This window comes from Actinomadura sp. NPDC000600 (assembly GCF_040492135.1).
Classification (GTDB): Bacteria; Actinomycetota; Actinomycetes; order Streptosporangiales; family Streptosporangiaceae; genus Spirillospora.
In genome coordinates this window covers 128,716-145,453 of sequence record NZ_JBEUPD010000010.1, presented here as the reverse complement: position 1 = coordinate 145,453, position 16,738 = coordinate 128,716, and the positions used below count along the sequence as shown (strand labels likewise).

19 protein-coding genes are annotated in these 16,738 nt (G+C 71.0%); 5 read left to right on the top strand and 14 right to left on the bottom strand.

The annotated features are described in order from the left end of the window. Nucleotides 1-7: 7 nt before the first annotated feature. Entirely contained in the window at nucleotides 8-307 is a 300-nt protein-coding gene (locus tag ABWI07_RS17150) for a hypothetical protein (RefSeq protein WP_353819104.1), read from the bottom strand. Between the two features lie 275 nt (nucleotides 308-582). Here ABWI07_RS17150 and ABWI07_RS17145 point away from each other — a divergent pair, with 275 nt between their 5' ends. Genes ABWI07_RS17145 through nhaA form a run of 4 tightly spaced genes read left to right on the top strand, consistent with a single transcriptional unit; the run spans nucleotide 583 to nucleotide 4,099 of the window. After that, nucleotides 583-1,182, top strand: coding sequence for a molybdopterin-dependent oxidoreductase (locus ABWI07_RS17145; RefSeq protein ID WP_353819103.1), 600 nt, complete (start codon nucleotides 583-585; stop codon nucleotides 1,180-1,182). Between the two features lie 8 nt (nucleotides 1,183-1,190). After that, nucleotides 1,191-1,862, top strand: a complete 672-nt coding sequence (locus tag ABWI07_RS17140) for a ferredoxin reductase (protein ID WP_235036825.1) — start codon at nucleotides 1,191-1,193, stop codon at nucleotides 1,860-1,862. Nucleotides 1,863-1,914: 52 nt separating this feature from the next. After that, the gene (locus ABWI07_RS17135) at nucleotides 1,915-2,193 is read left to right on the top strand and encodes a DUF6510 family protein (protein ID WP_353819102.1); all 279 of its coding nucleotides are present in this window, start codon (nucleotides 1,915-1,917) and stop codon (nucleotides 2,191-2,193) included. Between the two features lie 10 nt (nucleotides 2,194-2,203). Then, nucleotides 2,204-4,099 carry a Na+/H+ antiporter NhaA gene (gene nhaA, locus ABWI07_RS17130; protein WP_353819101.1) on the top strand — a complete coding sequence of 632 codons (1,896 nt, stop codon included), beginning with the start codon at nucleotides 2,204-2,206 and terminating at the stop codon, nucleotides 4,097-4,099. A 55-nt stretch (nucleotides 4,100-4,154) separates the two neighbouring features. Here nhaA and ABWI07_RS17125 read toward each other — a convergent pair whose 3' ends face one another. The 10 genes from ABWI07_RS17125 to ABWI07_RS17080 all read right to left on the bottom strand — a co-directional run bounded on the left by ABWI07_RS17125 (nucleotide 4,155) and on the right by ABWI07_RS17080 (nucleotide 12,066). Continuing rightward, nucleotides 4,155-4,325 (bottom strand): hypothetical protein, encoded by a 171-nt coding sequence (locus ABWI07_RS17125; RefSeq protein WP_353819100.1) that lies wholly within the window; start codon nucleotides 4,323-4,325, stop codon nucleotides 4,155-4,157. Nucleotides 4,326-4,524: 199 nt separating this feature from the next. Then, nucleotides 4,525-5,670 (bottom strand): CU044_5270 family protein, encoded by a 1,146-nt coding sequence (locus ABWI07_RS17120; protein ID WP_353819099.1) that lies wholly within the window; start codon nucleotides 5,668-5,670, stop codon nucleotides 4,525-4,527. Then, complete coding sequence (locus ABWI07_RS17115) at nucleotides 5,670-6,260, bottom strand: RNA polymerase sigma factor (RefSeq protein ID WP_149259650.1); 591 nt, start codon at nucleotides 6,258-6,260, stop codon at nucleotides 5,670-5,672. The genes ABWI07_RS17120 and ABWI07_RS17115 overlap by 1 nt, the downstream gene beginning before the upstream one ends. 143 nt (nucleotides 6,261-6,403) lie before the next feature. Then, nucleotides 6,404-6,757: a DUF4190 domain-containing protein gene (locus ABWI07_RS17110; RefSeq protein ID WP_149259649.1), complete on the bottom strand. Its 354-nt coding sequence runs from the start codon at nucleotides 6,755-6,757 to the stop codon at nucleotides 6,404-6,406. 43 nt (nucleotides 6,758-6,800) lie between these two features. Continuing rightward, nucleotides 6,801-8,627, bottom strand: a complete 1,827-nt coding sequence (locus tag ABWI07_RS17105) for an ABC transporter ATP-binding protein (protein WP_353819098.1) — start codon at nucleotides 8,625-8,627, stop codon at nucleotides 6,801-6,803. Then, the gene (locus ABWI07_RS17100) at nucleotides 8,624-9,151 is read right to left on the bottom strand and encodes a TlpA family protein disulfide reductase (RefSeq protein ID WP_353819097.1); all 528 of its coding nucleotides are present in this window, start codon (nucleotides 9,149-9,151) and stop codon (nucleotides 8,624-8,626) included. The genes ABWI07_RS17105 and ABWI07_RS17100 overlap by 4 nt, the downstream gene beginning before the upstream one ends. Before the next feature lie 31 nt (nucleotides 9,152-9,182). After that, nucleotides 9,183-9,716, bottom strand: coding sequence for a MauE/DoxX family redox-associated membrane protein (locus tag ABWI07_RS17095; protein ID WP_353819096.1), 534 nt, complete (start codon nucleotides 9,714-9,716; stop codon nucleotides 9,183-9,185). An 18-nt stretch (nucleotides 9,717-9,734) separates the two neighbouring features. Beyond that, nucleotides 9,735-9,878, bottom strand: coding sequence for a hypothetical protein (locus tag ABWI07_RS17090; RefSeq protein WP_200841904.1), 144 nt, complete (start codon nucleotides 9,876-9,878; stop codon nucleotides 9,735-9,737). 161 nt (nucleotides 9,879-10,039) lie between these two features. Further along, nucleotides 10,040-10,582 (bottom strand): S26 family signal peptidase, encoded by a 543-nt coding sequence (locus ABWI07_RS17085; RefSeq protein WP_149259645.1) that lies wholly within the window; start codon nucleotides 10,580-10,582, stop codon nucleotides 10,040-10,042. Nucleotides 10,583-10,692: 110 nt separating this feature from the next. Then, nucleotides 10,693-12,066, bottom strand: coding sequence for a hypothetical protein (locus ABWI07_RS17080; protein WP_353819095.1), 1,374 nt, complete (start codon nucleotides 12,064-12,066; stop codon nucleotides 10,693-10,695). A 557-nt stretch (nucleotides 12,067-12,623) separates the two neighbouring features. Between ABWI07_RS17080 and ABWI07_RS17075 the strand changes: the two genes are divergently transcribed. Further along, nucleotides 12,624-14,582, top strand: a complete 1,959-nt coding sequence (locus ABWI07_RS17075) for a TerD family protein (RefSeq protein WP_353819147.1) — start codon at nucleotides 12,624-12,626, stop codon at nucleotides 14,580-14,582. A 55-nt stretch (nucleotides 14,583-14,637) separates the two neighbouring features. On the opposite strand, the gene ABWI07_RS17070 is transcribed toward ABWI07_RS17075, so the two are convergent. Genes ABWI07_RS17070 through ABWI07_RS17060 form a run of 3 tightly spaced genes read right to left on the bottom strand, consistent with a single transcriptional unit; the run spans nucleotide 14,638 to nucleotide 16,701 of the window. Beyond that, complete coding sequence (locus tag ABWI07_RS17070) at nucleotides 14,638-15,234, bottom strand: cadmium resistance transporter (RefSeq protein ID WP_353819094.1); 597 nt, start codon at nucleotides 15,232-15,234, stop codon at nucleotides 14,638-14,640. Between the two features lie 60 nt (nucleotides 15,235-15,294). Then, nucleotides 15,295-15,459, bottom strand: coding sequence for a hypothetical protein (locus tag ABWI07_RS17065; RefSeq protein ID WP_160160924.1), 165 nt, complete (start codon nucleotides 15,457-15,459; stop codon nucleotides 15,295-15,297). Next, the gene (locus ABWI07_RS17060) at nucleotides 15,460-16,701 is read right to left on the bottom strand and encodes a glycosyltransferase family 2 protein (RefSeq protein ID WP_353819093.1); all 1,242 of its coding nucleotides are present in this window, start codon (nucleotides 16,699-16,701) and stop codon (nucleotides 15,460-15,462) included. Between the last annotated feature and the right edge of the window lie 37 nt (nucleotides 16,702-16,738).

Here is a 16,738-nt window from a genome sequence, read left to right as displayed (position 1 = left end):
GACCCTCTCAGTCTCCGAAGAACCAGAGTTGGCTGTGTCCGTGCCGGCTGGTGATCTCGCACAGGCGCTTGAGGTCGTCCCGCACGGCGGGGACCAAGGCACTGCTCACAGGCAAGTGGTCAAGCTCAGTGAGCAGTGAGGCTGCCTGGGAGCTGTTGAACATCGTGTCGGCGTATGGCAACAGGTGCCAGAGCATCGGGATCAGGTCGCGATCCAGCTCCCAGATCCATGAGATGTCGATTCCGTGGCCGCCTCGCGCCACGACCTCGTCGAACCGCAGGACACGGTAGGTGATCACAGTCGTCATGCTCCCACGGGGCTCCCACGGAAATCCGGCTGAGCGAGCTTGTAGCTGGGGGCTGCGTCCCACGGGCCCTGCGAGCCGGAGGGGGCTCCCGGGCGAAGGAGATCACGGGCGGGCGGTGCCCCGCCGGAAGCGTCCTGTCAGGCTGGCTGGAGGTTGAGTCGGGTGGGGTGGCGGGGGCGAGGGGGAGTGCGAGGGGAATCGCATCGGGGTTGGTGGGATTGGGAAGGTAGGGCCCGAGGGACGGGGGCCGTTCGGCCTGATGAGAGGAGGCTGTGATGGGGATCGTTTCGCCCGGGTTCCATGGGCGGCGGCGGGATTCTAAGGTCCAGTTGCCGCCGGGGCAGTACCTGACCGAGGATTTTCCCGTGCTGTCGGCCGGTCCGACCCCACGGATCCCGGCTGAGGAGTGGCAGCTCACGGTGACCACGGAGACCGGGCAGCAACACCGGTGGACGTGGCGGGAGCTGCTGGACCTGCCGTTCGAGACGCCGAGGGTGGACATCCACTGCGTCACCAAGTGGTCCAAGCTCGGCACGGATTGGCAGGGGGTGTCGCTGGACGTCCTGCTCGACGACGTGGAGACCACGGCCGATTTCGCGCTCGTGTCCTCCTATGGCGGGTACACCACCAACCTGCCGCTCGAGGATCTGCTCGACGGCCAGGCATGGGTCGTCTACCGCTATGACGGCGAGGAGCTGGAGCCGGAGCACGGGGGGCCGGTGCGGCTTCTGGTGCCGCACCTGTACTTCTGGAAGTCGGCCAAGTGGTTGCGGGGCATCGACCTGCTGACCGAGAACGAGCCGGGCTTCTGGGAGACCGCCGGCTATCACGACTATGGGGACCCATGGCGCGAGCAGCGGTACCAGGGCGACTAGCGTGGCGCGTGGCGCGGCTGGCCGAGACGCGCCCTGAGACGAGCACGGCCCGCACGCTGGTCTTCGATGTGCCGGACTGGCCGGGGCATCTGGCAGGTCAGCATGTCGACGTGCGGCTGACCGCCGAGGACGGCTATGCCGCGCAGCGCAGCTACTCGCTCTCCGCGCCTGACCGGGTCGAGCTCACCGTGCAGCGGGTCCCGGACGGTGAGGTCTCTCCGTATCTCATCGACGGGCTTGCAGTCGGGGATCCCGTTGAGATGCGGGGTCCGGTGGGCGGCTGGTTCGTGTGGCGGCCCGAGTCGGGACGGGACGTCCTGCTCATCGCGGGCGGTTCCGGCATCGCGCCGCTGATGGCCATGGTCCGTGCCCGCCGCCTGGCCGGGAGTGGAGCGCGGTTCCGGCTGGTGTACTCCACGCGCACGCCCGAAGACGTGTTCTACGCCGACGAGCTGCGGCGTCCCGAGCCCGGCCTGGACGTCACGCACGTCTACACCCGGGTGGCGCCCGAGGGCTGGGCCCGCCCGCCCGGTCGGCTGATGCCGGCCGATCTCGGCGACGGCCCGCCGGACCATGACTGCTTCGTCTGCGGGCCGACAGGGTTCGTGGAGGCGGCGGCCGACATGCTGCTCGCCCGCGGTCACGACCCGCGGCGGATCAAGACCGAACGGTTCGGCTGAGCGGAGGCTGATCGAGATGAACGCGTCCCATGGAGAACCGGACCGCCGTCCCATGGATCATGTGGACGGCAACGTGCTGGCCGGTCCGCTGGGCGAGCTGTTCGCCGTGGACGTCACGGCGGCCACCTGCCGCTGCGTCAACTGCGGGCGCACCGGCCCGATCGCCGAGCTGCGGGTGTACGACCGGGCGCCCGGCCTGGTCGCCCGGTGTCCCGGATGCGACCACGTCCTCGTGCGCTTCGTCCGGACGCCGGACTCGGCCTGGATCGACCTGACCGGAACCGTCTCCCTGCACGTCCGGCTGCCGGACGCGGGCGAGGGGCGCTCGTGAGCGTCCGGCGATGACGGAGCGACGAGCGGGCCCGCCCTCCGGATCGTTCGCCGACCGGACCGCGTGGGCGCGCAACCTGCAGACCCCGCTGCGGGAGTTCATGCGCACCGAGACGGGCGGCGCCGTGGTCCTGCTGGCCGCGACGCTCGCCGCACTGGTCTGGGCGAACGCGGACGCGTCCTCCTACGCGCGGGTGTGGGAGACGCGGGCGTCCTTCCGGATCGGCGGCGCCGGTCTCTCGCAGGATCTGCGGACGTGGGTCAACAGCGGCCTGATGACGGTGTTCTTCTTCGTGGTCGGACTGGAAGCGCGCCGCGAGTTCGACATGGGAGAGCTCCGCGACCGGCGGCGGTTCGCGCTGCCGCTGGCCGCCGGTGTCGGCGGGATGGTCGTGCCGGTGGCCATCTACCTCGCCTTCAACGCCGGCGGTCCGGCAGCCCACGGCTGGGGCATCGCGATGTCGACCGACACCGCGTTCGCGCTGGGCGTGCTCGCGCTGGTCGGACGGACCTTCCCCGCACGGCTGCGCACCTACCTGCTGACGGCCACCGTCGTGGACGACGTCATCGCGCTCGTGGTGATCGCGGTCGTCTACAGCGGCGAGGTCGCGGCGCCGCCGCTGCTGCTGGCGGTCGGCATCTTCGCGGTGACCGTGCTGGTGCGCGCCCTCGGGGTCCGGCAGGTACCGGTGTACGTCGTGCTGGGCGTCGCCGCGTGGGCGGCGGTCCAGTCCGCCGGGGTGGAGCCGGTGGTCGTCGGCCTGGTCATGGGACTGCTGACGTACGCCCATCCGGCGGCGCGCGACGACCTGGAACGCGCCACGGAGGTCTTCAGGCTGTTCCGGGAGCAGCCCACCCCGGAGTTCGCCCGGTCGGCCCGGACGGGGGTGGCCGCGGCGATCTCCCCCAACGAGCGGCTCCAGCTGCTGATCCACCCGTGGGCGAGCTACGTGGTCGTGCCGCTGTTCGCGCTGGCCAACGCGGGCGTCACGATCACCGCCGGGTTCCTCGGCCGCGCCTTCACCTCGCCGGTGACGCTCGGCATCGTGGTCGGCTACGTGGCCGGGAAGCCGCTCGGGATCCTCGGGTCCTCATGGCTGGTGACCAAGCTGAGCCGGGGCCGGTTGCGTCCGCCGGTCGGGTGGGCCGCGGTCGGCGGCGGCGGCGCGATCGCCGGTATCGGCTTCACCGTGGCCCTGCTGATCGCGACGCTCTCCTTCACCGGTGCGCGGCTGGAGGAGGCCAAGATCGGTGTGCTGTCCGCGGCGCTGGGCGCCACGGTCGTGACCTGGGGCGTCGTCCGCGCGACCGCGCTGCTGCCGCCGCGCAGGCGGTTGCGCGCGCTGCTCGGGACGGCGGAGAGCATCATCGACCTGGCCGCACCGGTCGAGCCGGAGCGCGACCATGTCCGCGGTCCCGCGAAGGCGCCGGTCACCGTGGTGGAGTACGGCGACTTCGAATGCCCGTACTGCGGGCGGGCGGAGGCCGTCGTCCGGGAACTGCTCGCCGACCATGGCGACGTCCGGTATGTGTGGCGCCACCTGCCGCTCAACGACATCCATCCCCAGGCGCAGCTCGCGGCCGAGGCCGCCGAGGCGGCCGCCGCGCAGGGCCGGTTCTGGGAGATGCACGACCTGCTGCTCGACCGCCAGGACGCGCTGAGACCGCGGGACCTGGTCCGCTACGCCGGCGAGATCGGACTCGACGTCGAGCGCTTCCGTGCCGACCTGCGCCGGCACACCGGTGCCGGACGGATCGCCGAAGACGTCGACTCGGCCGACCTGAGCGGCGTCTCCGGAACCCCGACGTTCTTCGTCAACGGACGGCGCCACGTCGGCGCCTACGACATCGCCACCCTCTCCGCTGCGGTCCGAAGCGCCCGCAAGCGCGCGGCGGTCAACTCCTAGCACCCGCATGAGCAGAGGCGGCTCCGACGGCGGACGAGACGACCCGCAAACGGGATCAGCGCTCCGTGTGCCGCATGGGGATGGTCTGACGGCCGCCTTCCACACCGTAGAACCACCACGTTCCCTCGGGGGCGGGCTGAAGGGTCTCACGGAGGAGCTGCAGCACACCTTGTCCAAGTTCGACCACCGGCGCCGTATCGACCGCGTCGCGCCGCAGCTCGATCATCGAAGCACGTCTTACTCACGAGACCTCCGCGCATTCGGCCACCTGAGCTGCTTGCACCTCGGCCCTGCACCACCTGGACACGGCCAGGTGGTGCAGGGAATCTGAGCCATCGCCGAGTGCTGCGGCCAGCCGGCGGCTACCCCAGCGCGATGCCTGCGGCCAGGCTCGTTTCCGGCCTCGCCAGGCTAGGTGCCCGGGGTCAGGGGCGGTTGCTGTCCGGGATCTTCGGGGCTTCGTCGGTGTATCCGTAGTTGAGCACCAGGGAGTACTCCCCGGAACTGGCCCCTCGGTAGTCGGTCCCCAACGGCGACCCGGTCTTCGGATCGATGATGAGCCTGTAGGTGCCGGGCCCGACGCCCTCGCCGCCCGTGCCCGTCCGGGCCAGCGCCTGGCCCTGCCGCCCCTTCTGGTCGGTGACCGGGCCGAGCGAGCGGACGTCCGGGAGGTCCGCCAGGACCCGGTATGCGGCCGCGCGCACGTTCGGGCGCACGGGGCCGACGGGGGAGGCGATGAGGATGCCGGCGGCCGCCCACAACTGGGCGGAGTCGCCCTCCACCGGGCCGGCGAGGCCGCCTGAGCGGGTCCAGGTCAGGAGCTGGCGCCGCAGGGTGGCCGGGTCGTCGGAGAGCTTGGCGATGTCCAGACCGGCGGGCGGACGCCCCATCATGCCCTCGCCGCCCGACATCCGCGTGGTCGTCTTCGGCCGGGGCCGGACGTCGAACCAGCTGCACCGCTGCCTGACCGGGACCTCTTCGAAGGTGCCGTCGGATCGCCGCTTGCCGGACCTGGATCCGATGATCTTGCCCTCGTCGCACTGCTCCCTGACCCGCTTCGGGCTTCCCGCGGCACGCCATGCCGCGGCGTCCGCCGGAGTCGCGGGCTGGGCGCCCAGATCCTGGGAGGAGACCCAACCGGTGGCGCCGGGCTCCGTGGAGTACCACAGGTCGTCGACGCTGCGGCTCAGCACCCGGTACGGACGTTCCTTCGAGCCGACGGTGTGCGCTTGCGCTTCCTCCTTGGTGAACCGGAAGTAGCGGCCGGTCGCGGGTACCGCCGCGGACCGGGTCGCCGCGGCGAGGAGGATCCTGCGGGCCGAGGGGTCCGCGGGACGGGGAGCCGGCGTCGACGTGCCCCCGGCCACCACGATCGCCGCGGTGGCCGCCGCCGCCACGGGCAGCAGCCCCGCCCCGAGCAGCCAGCGGCCGCGCGGCCGTCCTGGCCGCCGGCGCGGGGCGGGTTCGGCGGCCTTCGCCAGGTCCAGGAGCCGGGCCCGGCCCGCTGCCGCGACGCTCGGGTCGGCCTTCGGCTCGCTGAAAACGCGCTCGATCAGCGTCATCTCGTCCATCAGTCCTCCTCCGTCGAGTTGATTCCGCTGCCCAGAGCGCGTCGAAGCCGCTTTCGGGCACGGTTGAGGCGGGAGCCCACGGTGCCGCTGGGGATGCCGAGGGCTTGGGCGATGTCGTCGTAGCCGAGCCCGCCCAGGACCGACAGGAACACCACGTCCCGGTCGCCTGGCGCGAGGTCCCGCATCGCCCGCACCAGATCCGGCCGGAGGGCTTCGGCCGTGACGCGTGAGGCCACGTGCTCCTCATGGCCGTCGGTGGCGTAATCGGCCTTCACCCTGCCGAGCGCCTTGAGCCGGCGCTGCTCGGTGCGCTTGTGCTGGGACACCAGATTGGTGGCGATCCCGTACAGCCAGGGACGGAGGGCGCCGCCGCGCGAGGCGTCGAAGTCCGTCCTGCGGCGGAAGGCGATGAGGAACGTCTCGGCGGCGAGGTCGTCGGCGTTCTCCCGGCCGAGTCGCGCGGCGAGGTAGCGGTGGATGTCATCGAAGTAGCGGTCGTACAGCAGAGCGAAGCGTTCGGGCTCGCGCACGGACGATGCCACGAGCTCGGCGTCGTCCGGCACGGGTCCTGCCTCCGGAGGAGCTTTCATCGACTTCCTTTCGGGCCGCGGTCACCCTGTTGTTGGCCGACGCCCCGATCATCTTCATGGGACCCCTGAGGGCGGAGCGGTCGCCTGACCGCCCGAGGAGCTTGCGCGATCGTGACCTGGGCCGATGGCGGAAGCGCCTGGCTCTACTCGGAGTCGAGAGAGTCCACGAGGACGGCCAGGCCGGCGATGAGTCCCAGCACCGCGATGACCGCCAGGACACAGACGAAGATCAGCAGCCAGCCCAGCAGGATCCCGAGCAGCGCCGTTCCACGCCCGTCCCCGTCGAGACGGCGGCCGCGGAGGCGGCCGACGTGCCCGAAGGCGATCGCCGCAAGTGCGCACAGCATCGCCAGGGCAACGAAGATCATGGGATTGATCCAGGCGATGCCGGTGGCGAAGTTCGCCAGCGCCGCCAGGCCGGAGCCGGCGAAGAACAGGCTCGCCTTCGCCGGCCGGTTCCTGCTCGGCGTGCTCGGCTGCTCCCCGACGCCGTCCACGATCACCCCTTCTGGGTTCCTGGCAGGCCGGGGCACCACCATGTCAGCCAAGCCCGCCAGAAGGGGCCCTACCTGCGTGCCGACCTTCCCGGGAAGGTGAGTAGGCGCTGGATTGGAGGGTGAAGAGGCGGGCGTATTCGCCGTTCAGGTTCATCAGGGCGTCGTGCGGACCGCGCTCGATGATCTTGCCTTCGGAGAGGACGACGATGAGGTCGGCGTCGCGTACCGCGCCCAGGCGGTGGGAGATGAGGACGCTGGTGCGGCCGTGGCGGTGGCGGCGGAGGGACGCGTGGACGGCCTGCTCCGCGTCCGCGTCCAGACCGGAGCTCGGCTCGTCCAGTAGGAGGAGGTCGCGGTCCTGGCGCAGGAGCGCGCGGGCGAGGGCGAGGCGCTGCCACTGGCCGCCGGACAGGGCGACGCCGGTTCCGTCGCTGCCGAAGATCTTGCTGAGCATGGTGTCGTAGCCGTGCGGCAGCGCCTCGAGCGCCTCGTGGACCCCGGCGCGCCGGGCGGCGTCCACGATCTTTTCGCCGGTGCTGCTCAGGTCGCCCAGCATGATGTTGTCGGACGCGGTCAGGTCGTACTCCATGAAGTCCTGGAATACCGCGCCGATGCGTTCGCGGAGTTCCTCGGGGTCGAGGTCGCGCAGGTCCGCGCCGTCCCAGAGGACGGCGCCCTTGTCCGGGTCGTACAGGCGGCACAGGAGCTTGACCAGCGTGCTCTTGCCCGCCCCGTTCACTCCGACCAGGGCGACGCTCTGGCCGAACGGGATGTGCAGATCGACGCCGCGAAGGATCCAGGGATGCGCTTCGCTGTAGCGGAACCATACGTCCCGCAATTCGATCCCCTGCCGCAGGGGTGGGACGGGACGAGGGCGGGGAGGTGGAGGCGGGTCGGGTTCGGCGTCCACGATCGCGGTGAAGTGGCCGAACAGCAGGAGTGCGTTGTGCGCGTCCGCCCACCGGTCGACGATCGACGTCAACGCGGCCTGGACTCCGGCGACCGCCGCGATGAACATCGTCACGTCGCCCGCGGTGAGGGCGCCGGATGCGGCCGCCAGCACGGCCCATACCAGGCCCCCGCCCGCGACGGCGCTGCCCACCAGTGCCAGCAGCCCCTGACTGCGGAGCGTCTTCAGGTCGATCCGCCGCTCGGCGTCGCCGGTCGAGCGGACCTCGTCGAGCATCCGGGAACGGAAGTGCCCGCCGAGCCCGAACAGGCGCACCTCCTTGGCCGCCTCCGGCCTGGTCAGCAGTTCCCCGTAGAAGACTTCGCGGCGCTTCCCGGGGCTGATGCTCCACATCGTCCGGGCCCGTTCCCGGCTCAGGCCGAGCTGGATCCAGACCGACGGCAGCGCCGCCAGGAAGATCACCAGGACCAGCAGCGGGTTGATCACCAGCAGCGTGCCGACGAATCCGGACATGGTGATGGCCGCCTGGCCGATGGCCAGCGTCCCGAGGATCAGCCGGTCCGGCGCGGTCTGGCTGGACTCGTGCGCCAGCCGCAGCGTGTCCTGGAACGCCGGGTTCTCAAGGCGGCGCAGGCCCGTATGGGCGTTGACCGCGCCGAACAGGCGCTCGACGACGAGGGCGCGCACGGCGCGGCGCAGCTGGGCCTGGGCATAGGTGGACGCGTGCGGCAGCACGATGACGCACAGTCCGCAGGCGGCCAGCCCTGCGGCGAGGCCCGGCAGGACGCTCCGGTCTCCGCCACCGGCGAGTGCGTCCAGGACGAGTTTCGTCAGCCACGCGGTCACGACCGGCGCCAGCCCGGTGAGCACGGCGAGGACCACCGACGCGGCCGTCGCGGTCCGGTGGGCGCGCCATGCCAGGGCGGCGACGACCGCGGTGCGCGCCCCGGGTCGGCTCACGTGCGGGCCGGCAGCGACAGCCCGGCAGGCGTGAGGGTCGAGGACGTCACCACGGCGTCCTGCCCGACGACGTAGAAACTGGGGGACGCCGGGTGCCCGAACGCCGTGTTCACAGGCCCCTTCACCGGCTCGACGACCACGGTGGCGACCGGTGTGAGCGCGGCGGTGAAGGGCTCGGCGTCGTCCCGCTCGCCCTCGATCACCGCCAGCACGCGCCGGGCGTCCAGGCCCCGGACCCGTTCGGTGAACTCGGGCAGCCGTTCGCGGCACGCGGCGCAGGTGGTGGAGAACAGGCCGACGATCGTCGGCTCGGTGAAGAAGGCGCGGGTCACGGCGGTGCCGTCGAGGCCGGGCGCGCTGAACTCGGGCAGCGAGGTGCCCGGGGGCGTGAACGGGACCTGTGCCCGCCCGCCGTCCAGCAGGGCCGCGTGCTCGCGCAGGCGGCGGACGACGGCCAGCGTCAGGACCAGGTCGAACGCGCAGAGGACGCCGACGAAGACGACTCCCGCGGCGAGGTAGGGCAACGGTGCTCCCTCATGATGGTGCCGGGACGCGTCACTGCGTAGAGCGTGCGGACGGCGCGAGCAGCAGGTCGGCGAGTTCGTCGAAGAAGACGAACACCAGGGTCAGGACGCCCGCGCCCGCCATCGCGATGACGGCGCCGGCGGGGTGCACCGGCCCAGGGGCCGCGAGGTGCGAGGCCAGGCCGCCCCAGGCGAGCGCGGTGAGGGCGAGGTTGCGCGCGACGTGCACGCGTCCGGCGGGGGACGGGCGTGCGCCGAAGCAGCGGCAGGCGGCGGTCCGGCCGTCGCGGACCGCCAGGTGGATCGCCGTGGCGAACGCGAGCAGGACGGCGCCGGCCAGCGCGAGGCCGGCCGGCGCCGTCCGTGGGACGGCCAGCAGTATGACAGCGGCGGACTCCGCGGCCACCACGGCGGCGGACGTCGCCGTGGGAGGCAGGCCGGGCGCGAGGCCGGGCACCGACAGCCGGAACTCCCGGAAGGCGTCCCGGCCGCGGACCTTGCCGATCACCGCGACCAGGAAGATCAGCCCCAGGGCGCAGCGCGCGGTCAGCGTGACGTACTGCAAGGCGAGCGGCGGCGGGTGTCAGATGCCGCAGTAGGTCTTGCCGGCGTAGATGCAGCAGCGGACGCCGGTCGACGTCCACCAGCAGGGCTCGGCGCGGGCGGTCGTGTTCGGCAGGACCCGGCCGAGCATCCGGTCGCCCAGGCGGTTGAGTGCACGGATCATGAGGGACTCCTCAAGTCGGGGCCGGATCGTTCCGGCCCGGGGTTCCGAGCGGCGGCGCGTCGCGCCAAGATGATCACGCCCGCCGGTGCCGAAGCTAATGACGTTGATCATTTACGGCAAGGGGGCGGCCGGCCGGCGATGCCGCCTTGTGCACTCTCCGATCAAGATCTGAAGGATCTTGTCGGCATCTGCCACCCGCCCGGCCGTTGACTCGGGTCCGGTGTGACGCTCAGGCGGCGCACCACGACGCCCAGTAGCCGGTCGCCCGAGAACAGGCCCCGGTGGCGGGAGTCGATGCTGTCGGGGTTGTCGCCGAGGACCGCGAGCGCCCCCGGCGGCACCGTGCCCCGCTCCCCGGCGAGGCCCGAGGCGCCGGGTATGCCGGCCGGCAGTTCGTCACCGGGGAGGGCGGCGACGCGCTTGACGTTCCAGATCCGTCCGTCGGGACCCGCGGGGCCGGGCAGGTAGGGCCCGTCCAGGGGAGGTTCGAGCACGACGACGTCCCCGCGCTTGACCTGCCGTAGAGGACGCCGCCTGACCAGCACGCGGTCGCCGTCCCGCATTGTGGGCATCATGCTGGTCCCGTGCACGGTGACCACCACCAGGCTTCTGCGCCCCCACCCGAGTGCCAGCAGCGCACCTGCCGCGGCGACGGCCGCCAAGCCCAGTAGCCGCACTCCCCGCGAAGTCGATATCCGCCCCATGATCGACCGATGGTAGCGACGGCCGCCCGCTCAGCCGCCCTGGGATGAGGCCGCGGCGGGACGTCGCCATGGACGTACCAGGGCCGAGTACGGAAGAGGCTTGGCGGCTGCTACGACGCGGGGTCGATGAGGACGTCGGTTTGCCATGTCATGCCGGACGGGAGTCGGGCTGTGAGGGTGGCGAACCCGAAGTCGTCCACCTGGGACGTGGTGCCCTGGAAGGAGACCGAGGACTGGCCCGCCGGGATGGTCACCTCTGCGGGGAGCTGAACGATCGGCTCGCTGCTTTCGAGCTGGATCGTGATCGGCACGCTCGTGGTCGTGCCCAGGCGGAGCGTGGCCTCGAACGGCTGGCCGCCCGTGATCAGCATGGGCTCGATGTCGAAGCCGATGAGGCCGGGGTGGACGCGGAAGGTGTGGCTCCGGGCGCCCACTCCCTCGATGTTCGCCGTGATGGTGACGTCACCGTCGATGTCGGCGGGTATCGACACCGGCACCTGAAACGTTCCGGTGGTTCCCTCCGCGAATTCTCGCGGCGAAGGGAGACTGTCGAGTTTCGGGTTGTCGGAGCTGAAGGTGACCTTGATGCCGCCGTGCGGGACGGGATTCGGCAGGTCGAGGACCATGGGGTAGGACCCGCCGTATGTCTCGGCCGGCCCGGAGAGGCTCCAGGCGCCGGGATCGTAATTCCACGCGAGAAGCTTGATGACGCCGCTGATGCTCCGCCCGCCGAGGCCGGCCGTCACGGTGACGTCCGCGTCCTCCGGAATGCGCGTGCTCTTCACCAGCGGAGCCGGAACTCCCATCCCGAGAGCACCGCGCGGAATGGTGACGCTCGCGGGGACCTCGAGGGCCGGGTTGTCGCTCTCCAGCGAGATGGTCATCCCGCCGGCGGGCGCCGGGCCGTTCAAACCGACGGTGATCGAGGGCCGATCCCCGCTGACGATCGACGAAACACCACCGAAGTCGATGAATTTCAGCCCTGGCTGCAGCGTCAGCGGCTGGGTCAGTGTCCGGTCCCGCAACTCCGCCGAGAGGAGGATGCCGAGGTCTTCGTAGATGTAGTCCGGCTGGTGCGTCTGGATGGGGAAGCTCGCTTCCGTGGCTCCGGCCGGGACGACGACCTCGTCGGGCACGGTCACCCAGGACGGATCCGCGGACGTCATCGCCACGACGAGGGGAATCGGCGAACTGCAGCTCACCGTCACGGTTCCTTGCGCATTGGCCCCCGAATGAACCTTCCCGTCCGGGAGATCGAGCGCCTTGAGCCACGGACCGCAGGCGCTCGGGGACGCGTCGGCGACGGCCGGCGCAGCGAGCCCGGAGAGCCCGAGAACGACCGCGGCCAGGACGCTGAGGATGGTCCTCCATCCCCCGGTGCGATACATGATCGACGTCCTCCCGATCCGCGCATAAACGACTGCCGACCAAGATCGTAAGTCGGGTGGCCCTGAGAAACACGTCACATCTTGATGAAGATTCAAACACCCGGCTCCGCAGGGAAGAATTGCCGCGACCGAGTGACAGCGAGAAACCGGTTGGATGTCCGTCCGGGCAGACCGTAATTGAGGTTGTAGCGCGCCGACCCTGGACCGGCATTCCGAGCGTGATGACGCCCAGAAACCGATCCAAACGCCTGGCTGCGGGACGGAGAGACACCCATCCGGCGACCGCGCCTAAGGCCGCGAATCCCGCAACGCCAGCAGGTCGGTCGCCGTCGAAAACACGAACTCCAACGGCTCCATCAGCCTCAGGCAGCCCACCCGGTAAAGGGACGCGGCCGCCCCGATTGAGCTGTGGGGCGTAAGCGAAGACCGAGGTTCCACGGGGTCTTCCGGCCGTACGTGGCCAGTTCGGCCTGCTGATTTTGCGATGCGCCCCAATTTCCCTATGGTTGCCGCTACGCGTGCATCCGGTCACTGATAGCGACACTTCTCGGGCGCGTGGGCCACGAAGGTTTCTCGCTGCATCGAGGGTCGTCGCTTCGGCGGCCGCTCACGCCGAAGACGTCGAGAGCCGAGGGGTGAGGACTGTGCAGCAGATGTCCAAGGGCGCCAACGTCGACCTGGCGAGCCTGTCCGAAGCTTCAGGACCGATCACGGTGGTCCTCGGTTGGACCGATCCCAGCGGTGCCGGAGAAGCCGATGTGTCGGTGCTGCTGCTCGACTCCGATGGCAGGGTGCGGAGCGAGGGCGACTTCATCTTCTACAACCAGCCGGCCACGGCTGATCAGTCCGTCCAACTGCTGGGCAAGACACCGACCGGCAGTGGCAGTGAGGACCGCATCCTCGTCGACCTGCGCGCGCTTCCGCCTGAGGTGGAGCGCGTGCTCATCGCGGCCAGCCGCGATGCGCCTGCCACGTTCGGAGACCTGAACGACCTCCGCCTCTCCGTGTCCGACAGCGCGGGGGAGGTCCTGCTGGCCTTCGACATCGACGACGCGACGGTGGAGGCGGCCTTCATCTTCGGCGAGTTGTACCGCAGAGGTGAGGGCTGGAAATTCCGGGCGGTCGGCCAGGGGTACGAAGCGGGTCTGGCGGGCCTGGCCACCGACTTCGGTATCGGCATCGACGAAGACGACGACCAGTCGCAGGCCGAGCCGAAAGCAGACGAGCCGACGGAGGTCGACGGCTCAGCCCCCGCAGAACCGGACGTCCAGCCGACCAAGGTGGAGAACCGCCGCCGTCCCGGCCGGGTCCGGACCGCCAAGAAGAAGGCCACGCTGCCCAAGGCGGCCAAGGTGAACCTCGCCGAGCACGCCTCGTGGCACGACGCGCGCCTGTTCTCGGTCTCCGGTCTGCGCAGCAACCAGGAGCGGGAGGCCCGGGCGACATCCACCCTGCTCGCGGTGATGCCCCAGGTACCGGAGTTCGGGCGGCGCCTCACCGCACGTTTCAACGCCCCTGCCGGAACGATCCAGACCTTCACCGAAGCCTCCTTCAAGCACGGTGATTCCAAGGTCCGTCCCGACGGCATCATTCGTGTCGCCCGCGCCGGCAGGATCTGGACCGCCCTGATCGAGACCAAGACGGGCGGCAACCCGCTCAAGCTAAAGCAGGTCGAGTCCTATCTGGACGTCGCGGCACGGCACGGGTACGAAACCGTCATCACCCTGTCCAACGACCTCGCCCCGGATGGCGAACACCCTCTGCCCGTCGACAAGCGACGCTTGCGCAAGGCCGCCCTGTGTCACCTGTCATGGGCTGAGGTCGCCCATGAAGCCCACATGCTCTGCCATCATCACGGCGTCGCCAATCCGGCCCATGCATGGCTGCTCAACGAACTGCTCTACTACCTGCGCCAGGACAACGCAGGCTGCCAGGGCTTCCAGGACATGGGGCCCGCCTGGGTGCCGGTGCGCAATGCCGTCGCCTCGGGCACGCTGCGGCTGGGCGACAAACGCGCGATGCAGATCGCCGAGAACTGGGAGAAGCTGATCTGGCAGCTGTGCCTGCGGCTCAGCGGGGAGACGGGGTTGACCATCGCTCCCGTGCTGCGCAGGCGGCGGGACGGCGACGCGACCGTGCGGCGCCTCCAGACCGTCACCTCGCTGGTCGAGAACGGGCGCATGAGCGCTGAGGTGCGTGTTCCGAGTGCCGGCGGCCCCGTCCTCATCGAGGCCGATCTGCGGACCGGGCAGATCGAGACCACCGTGGAGATCCCCGCGGCCGAGCGGGCCCGGACCCTCACCCGCGTCCAGTGGCTGCTCCGGCAGCTGGTCGACGCCCCACCGGAGATGCGAGTCGAGGCTCTCAGCCCGCGCCGGACGACCGGGCCCTGCGACCTCCTCAAGAACCTCCAGGCCGAGCCCGGCCTTCTCGTCCCCGAGGGCGGTGCGCAGATCACCTCGTTCCGCCTCACCCTGGCCACCGGCATGGGCACCAAGCGGGGCGCCGAGGAAGCAGGGTTCGTTCGTACCGTCGATACGGCCATGGATCGCTTCCACCAGCAGGTACTTCAGGCGATCAAGGCCGATGCCGCGGCGGAGGGCGGTGGGTAGCCGGTCGGCGGGCCTGCCGTCCGTGTGGCGGGGGTGCCGAGGCGGCGGTGTGCGGTTACAGGCCGAGGGCGGTGGTCGACTGCAGGACTATCAGGGTGCCGATGGTGATGAAGGCGATCGGGACCAGCCAGCGGCCGTGCTGGTCGAGCAGGTCGATGACCTTCTTGTGGGAGCCGAGCCAGGAGGCGGCCAGGCACCACAGGGCGACGCCGGCGGCGAAGACCGCGAGGGTGACCAGGGTGGGCGCCGGGCCGATGGTGCGGAAGACCGGCGTGTAGGCCGAGATGTTGTCGGCGCCGTTGGCGATCGTGACGCCCGCGATCGGGAGCAGGCCCGAGGCCACCGCGGGAGGCGCGTCGTGGTCGCGGGAGCGGACGGCCGCCACGAGGCCGCGGACGCCCAGCGCCAGCGGGACGAGGCCGAGCAGGCCGATCCATTCGTCCGGGACGATCTCCAGGCCCAGGGCGGCGACCACCGAGACGAGGGCCAGGGCGGCGATGCCCAGGTACTGGCCCGCCCAGATCTGCCGGGGCTTCGGGGAGCCCGTCGCGCGGCCGGACAGGAACAGGACCGTCAGGACGATGAGGTCGTCGACGTTCGTCGCCGCGAACAGGCCGCCTGCCGTCGCGACCGTCCCTGCGATGCCGTTCACCGGCCGGAACCTACCGGAGCGGGCGCGTGAAGGCCGGGAGGGGGTCCCCGGCCCTCACGGTCAGCCCTTGCGGGCGGGGAGGATGCGCTTCACCGCGAGGCCCGCGGAGACCAGGGTGAAGAGGGCGAGGCCGAGCCAGAGGGCCTGGAGGCCGAGCCAGGGGGACGCGGCGGCGGCGCCGCCGAAACCGGCGGCCACGCCGCCGATCGGGGGGTTGTTGTACATCTACCATTTCCTTTCTTTGCGCCAGGCGGCCTGCCAGAACGCACGCGCCTGGACGATCTGGAGGAAGACGTCGAAGATCATTTCGACGACGATGGTGGCGGCGATCGCCATCTGGGCCGGGCCGCGCTGGCGGACGGTCACCACGCGCTCCACCATGAAGATCACCGTGATGCCGCCCCACACCGGGCTGAGCTGGATCCCGCCGAGGTAGACCGCCGAGTAGGCGAGCGAGAGCAGGTAGGCGGTGATCACCAGGATGCCGAGCAGGGACAGCAGCTGCCGTCCCCAGTAGGGGCGGGTGATGGGCGTCCAGCCGTAGTCGACGAGGTTCTCCAGCGCGCCGCGCTTCCAGCGCAGCCGCTGCTGGGCCAGCTCCCGCCAGGTCGGCATCACCTCGGTGGTGAGCGTGCACTCCTTCGGGCAGAGGATGCGGAACCCGAGGTGCAGGATCGCGAGGGTGAGCTCGTTGTCCTCGGTCAGCACGCGGACGTCGTAGACGTGCGGCAGCCCGGGGAGGCGTTCTTCCCGGCGGGCGGCGACCACCTCCTGGAGGGTGGCGGCGCGGAAGATCGTCGCGGTCCCGGTGAGGACGAGGGCCTTGCCCTGCAGGCGCCGGACGTCCCGGGCGTAGCGGGCGTACTCGTTGCGCTGGAACATGCCGACCGTGCCGCCGCCCGGCTTGCCGGTGAACGTGCCGCCGACCGCCGCGTACCGGCCGGTGGCCAGGTACCCGACGCCGTGCCGGATGAACCCCGGGTCGAGCGCCGAGTCGGCGTCCATCACCATGACCGCGTCGTCCGGCCCGAAGATCGGCAGCAGCCGGTCGAGGACCTGGTTCAGCGCGCCCGCCTTCTTGTGCTCGTTGCCGCGGGTGCCGACGATCTCGACGCCGCACAGCTGGGCGAACGCGGCGGTGGCGTCGGTGCAGTTGTCGGCGATCACGATGATGTGGTCCGGGGGCCGCTCCTGGCGGCGGAGCGAGGCGATCGTCTCGGTGATCTGCTTCGCCTCGTTGTGCGCCGGGATCAGGACGGTCACGCGCATCGCGTCGGCGCGCACCGGCGGCTGGTCGCGCTTGCCGTCCCGCTTCTTCTGCTTCGGCCGCTTCTCCTGCTGCTGCCGCTTCTCCTGGCGTGGCGGACCGGGCACCGGACGCGGCCGAGGGCCGGTCGGGCGGGGCGGCGCGACCGGGTGCCGCCGCACCGGCGGCGGCATGAGCGCGGCCGCCATCCGGTCGGGCACGGTGGTGGTCGGTGAGGGGGCGCGGTGGGACGCGGAC

Coding starts and splice junctions, on each gene's coding strand:
- ABWI07_RS17150 (WP_353819104.1), bottom strand. CDS start 307: ATGACGACTGTGATCACCTACCGTGTCCTGCGGTTCGACGAGGTCGTG.
- ABWI07_RS17145 (WP_353819103.1), top strand. CDS start 583: ATGGGGATCGTTTCGCCCGGGTTCCATGGGCGGCGGCGGGATTCTAAG.
- ABWI07_RS17135 (WP_353819102.1), top strand. CDS start 1,915: ATGGATCATGTGGACGGCAACGTGCTGGCCGGTCCGCTGGGCGAGCTG.
- nhaA (WP_353819101.1), top strand. CDS start 2,204: ATGACGGAGCGACGAGCGGGCCCGCCCTCCGGATCGTTCGCCGACCGG.
- ABWI07_RS17125 (WP_353819100.1), bottom strand. CDS start 4,325: ATGATCGAGCTGCGGCGCGACGCGGTCGATACGGCGCCGGTGGTCGAA.
- ABWI07_RS17120 (WP_353819099.1), bottom strand. CDS start 5,670: ATGGACGAGATGACGCTGATCGAGCGCGTTTTCAGCGAGCCGAAGGCC.
- ABWI07_RS17115 (WP_149259650.1), bottom strand. CDS start 6,260: ATGAAAGCTCCTCCGGAGGCAGGACCCGTGCCGGACGACGCCGAGCTC.
- ABWI07_RS17090 (WP_200841904.1), bottom strand. CDS start 9,878: ATGATCCGTGCACTCAACCGCCTGGGCGACCGGATGCTCGGCCGGGTC.
- ABWI07_RS17085 (WP_149259645.1), bottom strand. CDS start 10,582: ATGGGGCGGATATCGACTTCGCGGGGAGTGCGGCTACTGGGCTTGGCG.
- ABWI07_RS17075 (WP_353819147.1), top strand. CDS start 12,624: ATGTCCAAGGGCGCCAACGTCGACCTGGCGAGCCTGTCCGAAGCTTCA.
- ABWI07_RS17065 (WP_160160924.1), bottom strand. CDS start 15,459: ATGTACAACAACCCCCCGATCGGCGGCGTGGCCGCCGGTTTCGGCGGC.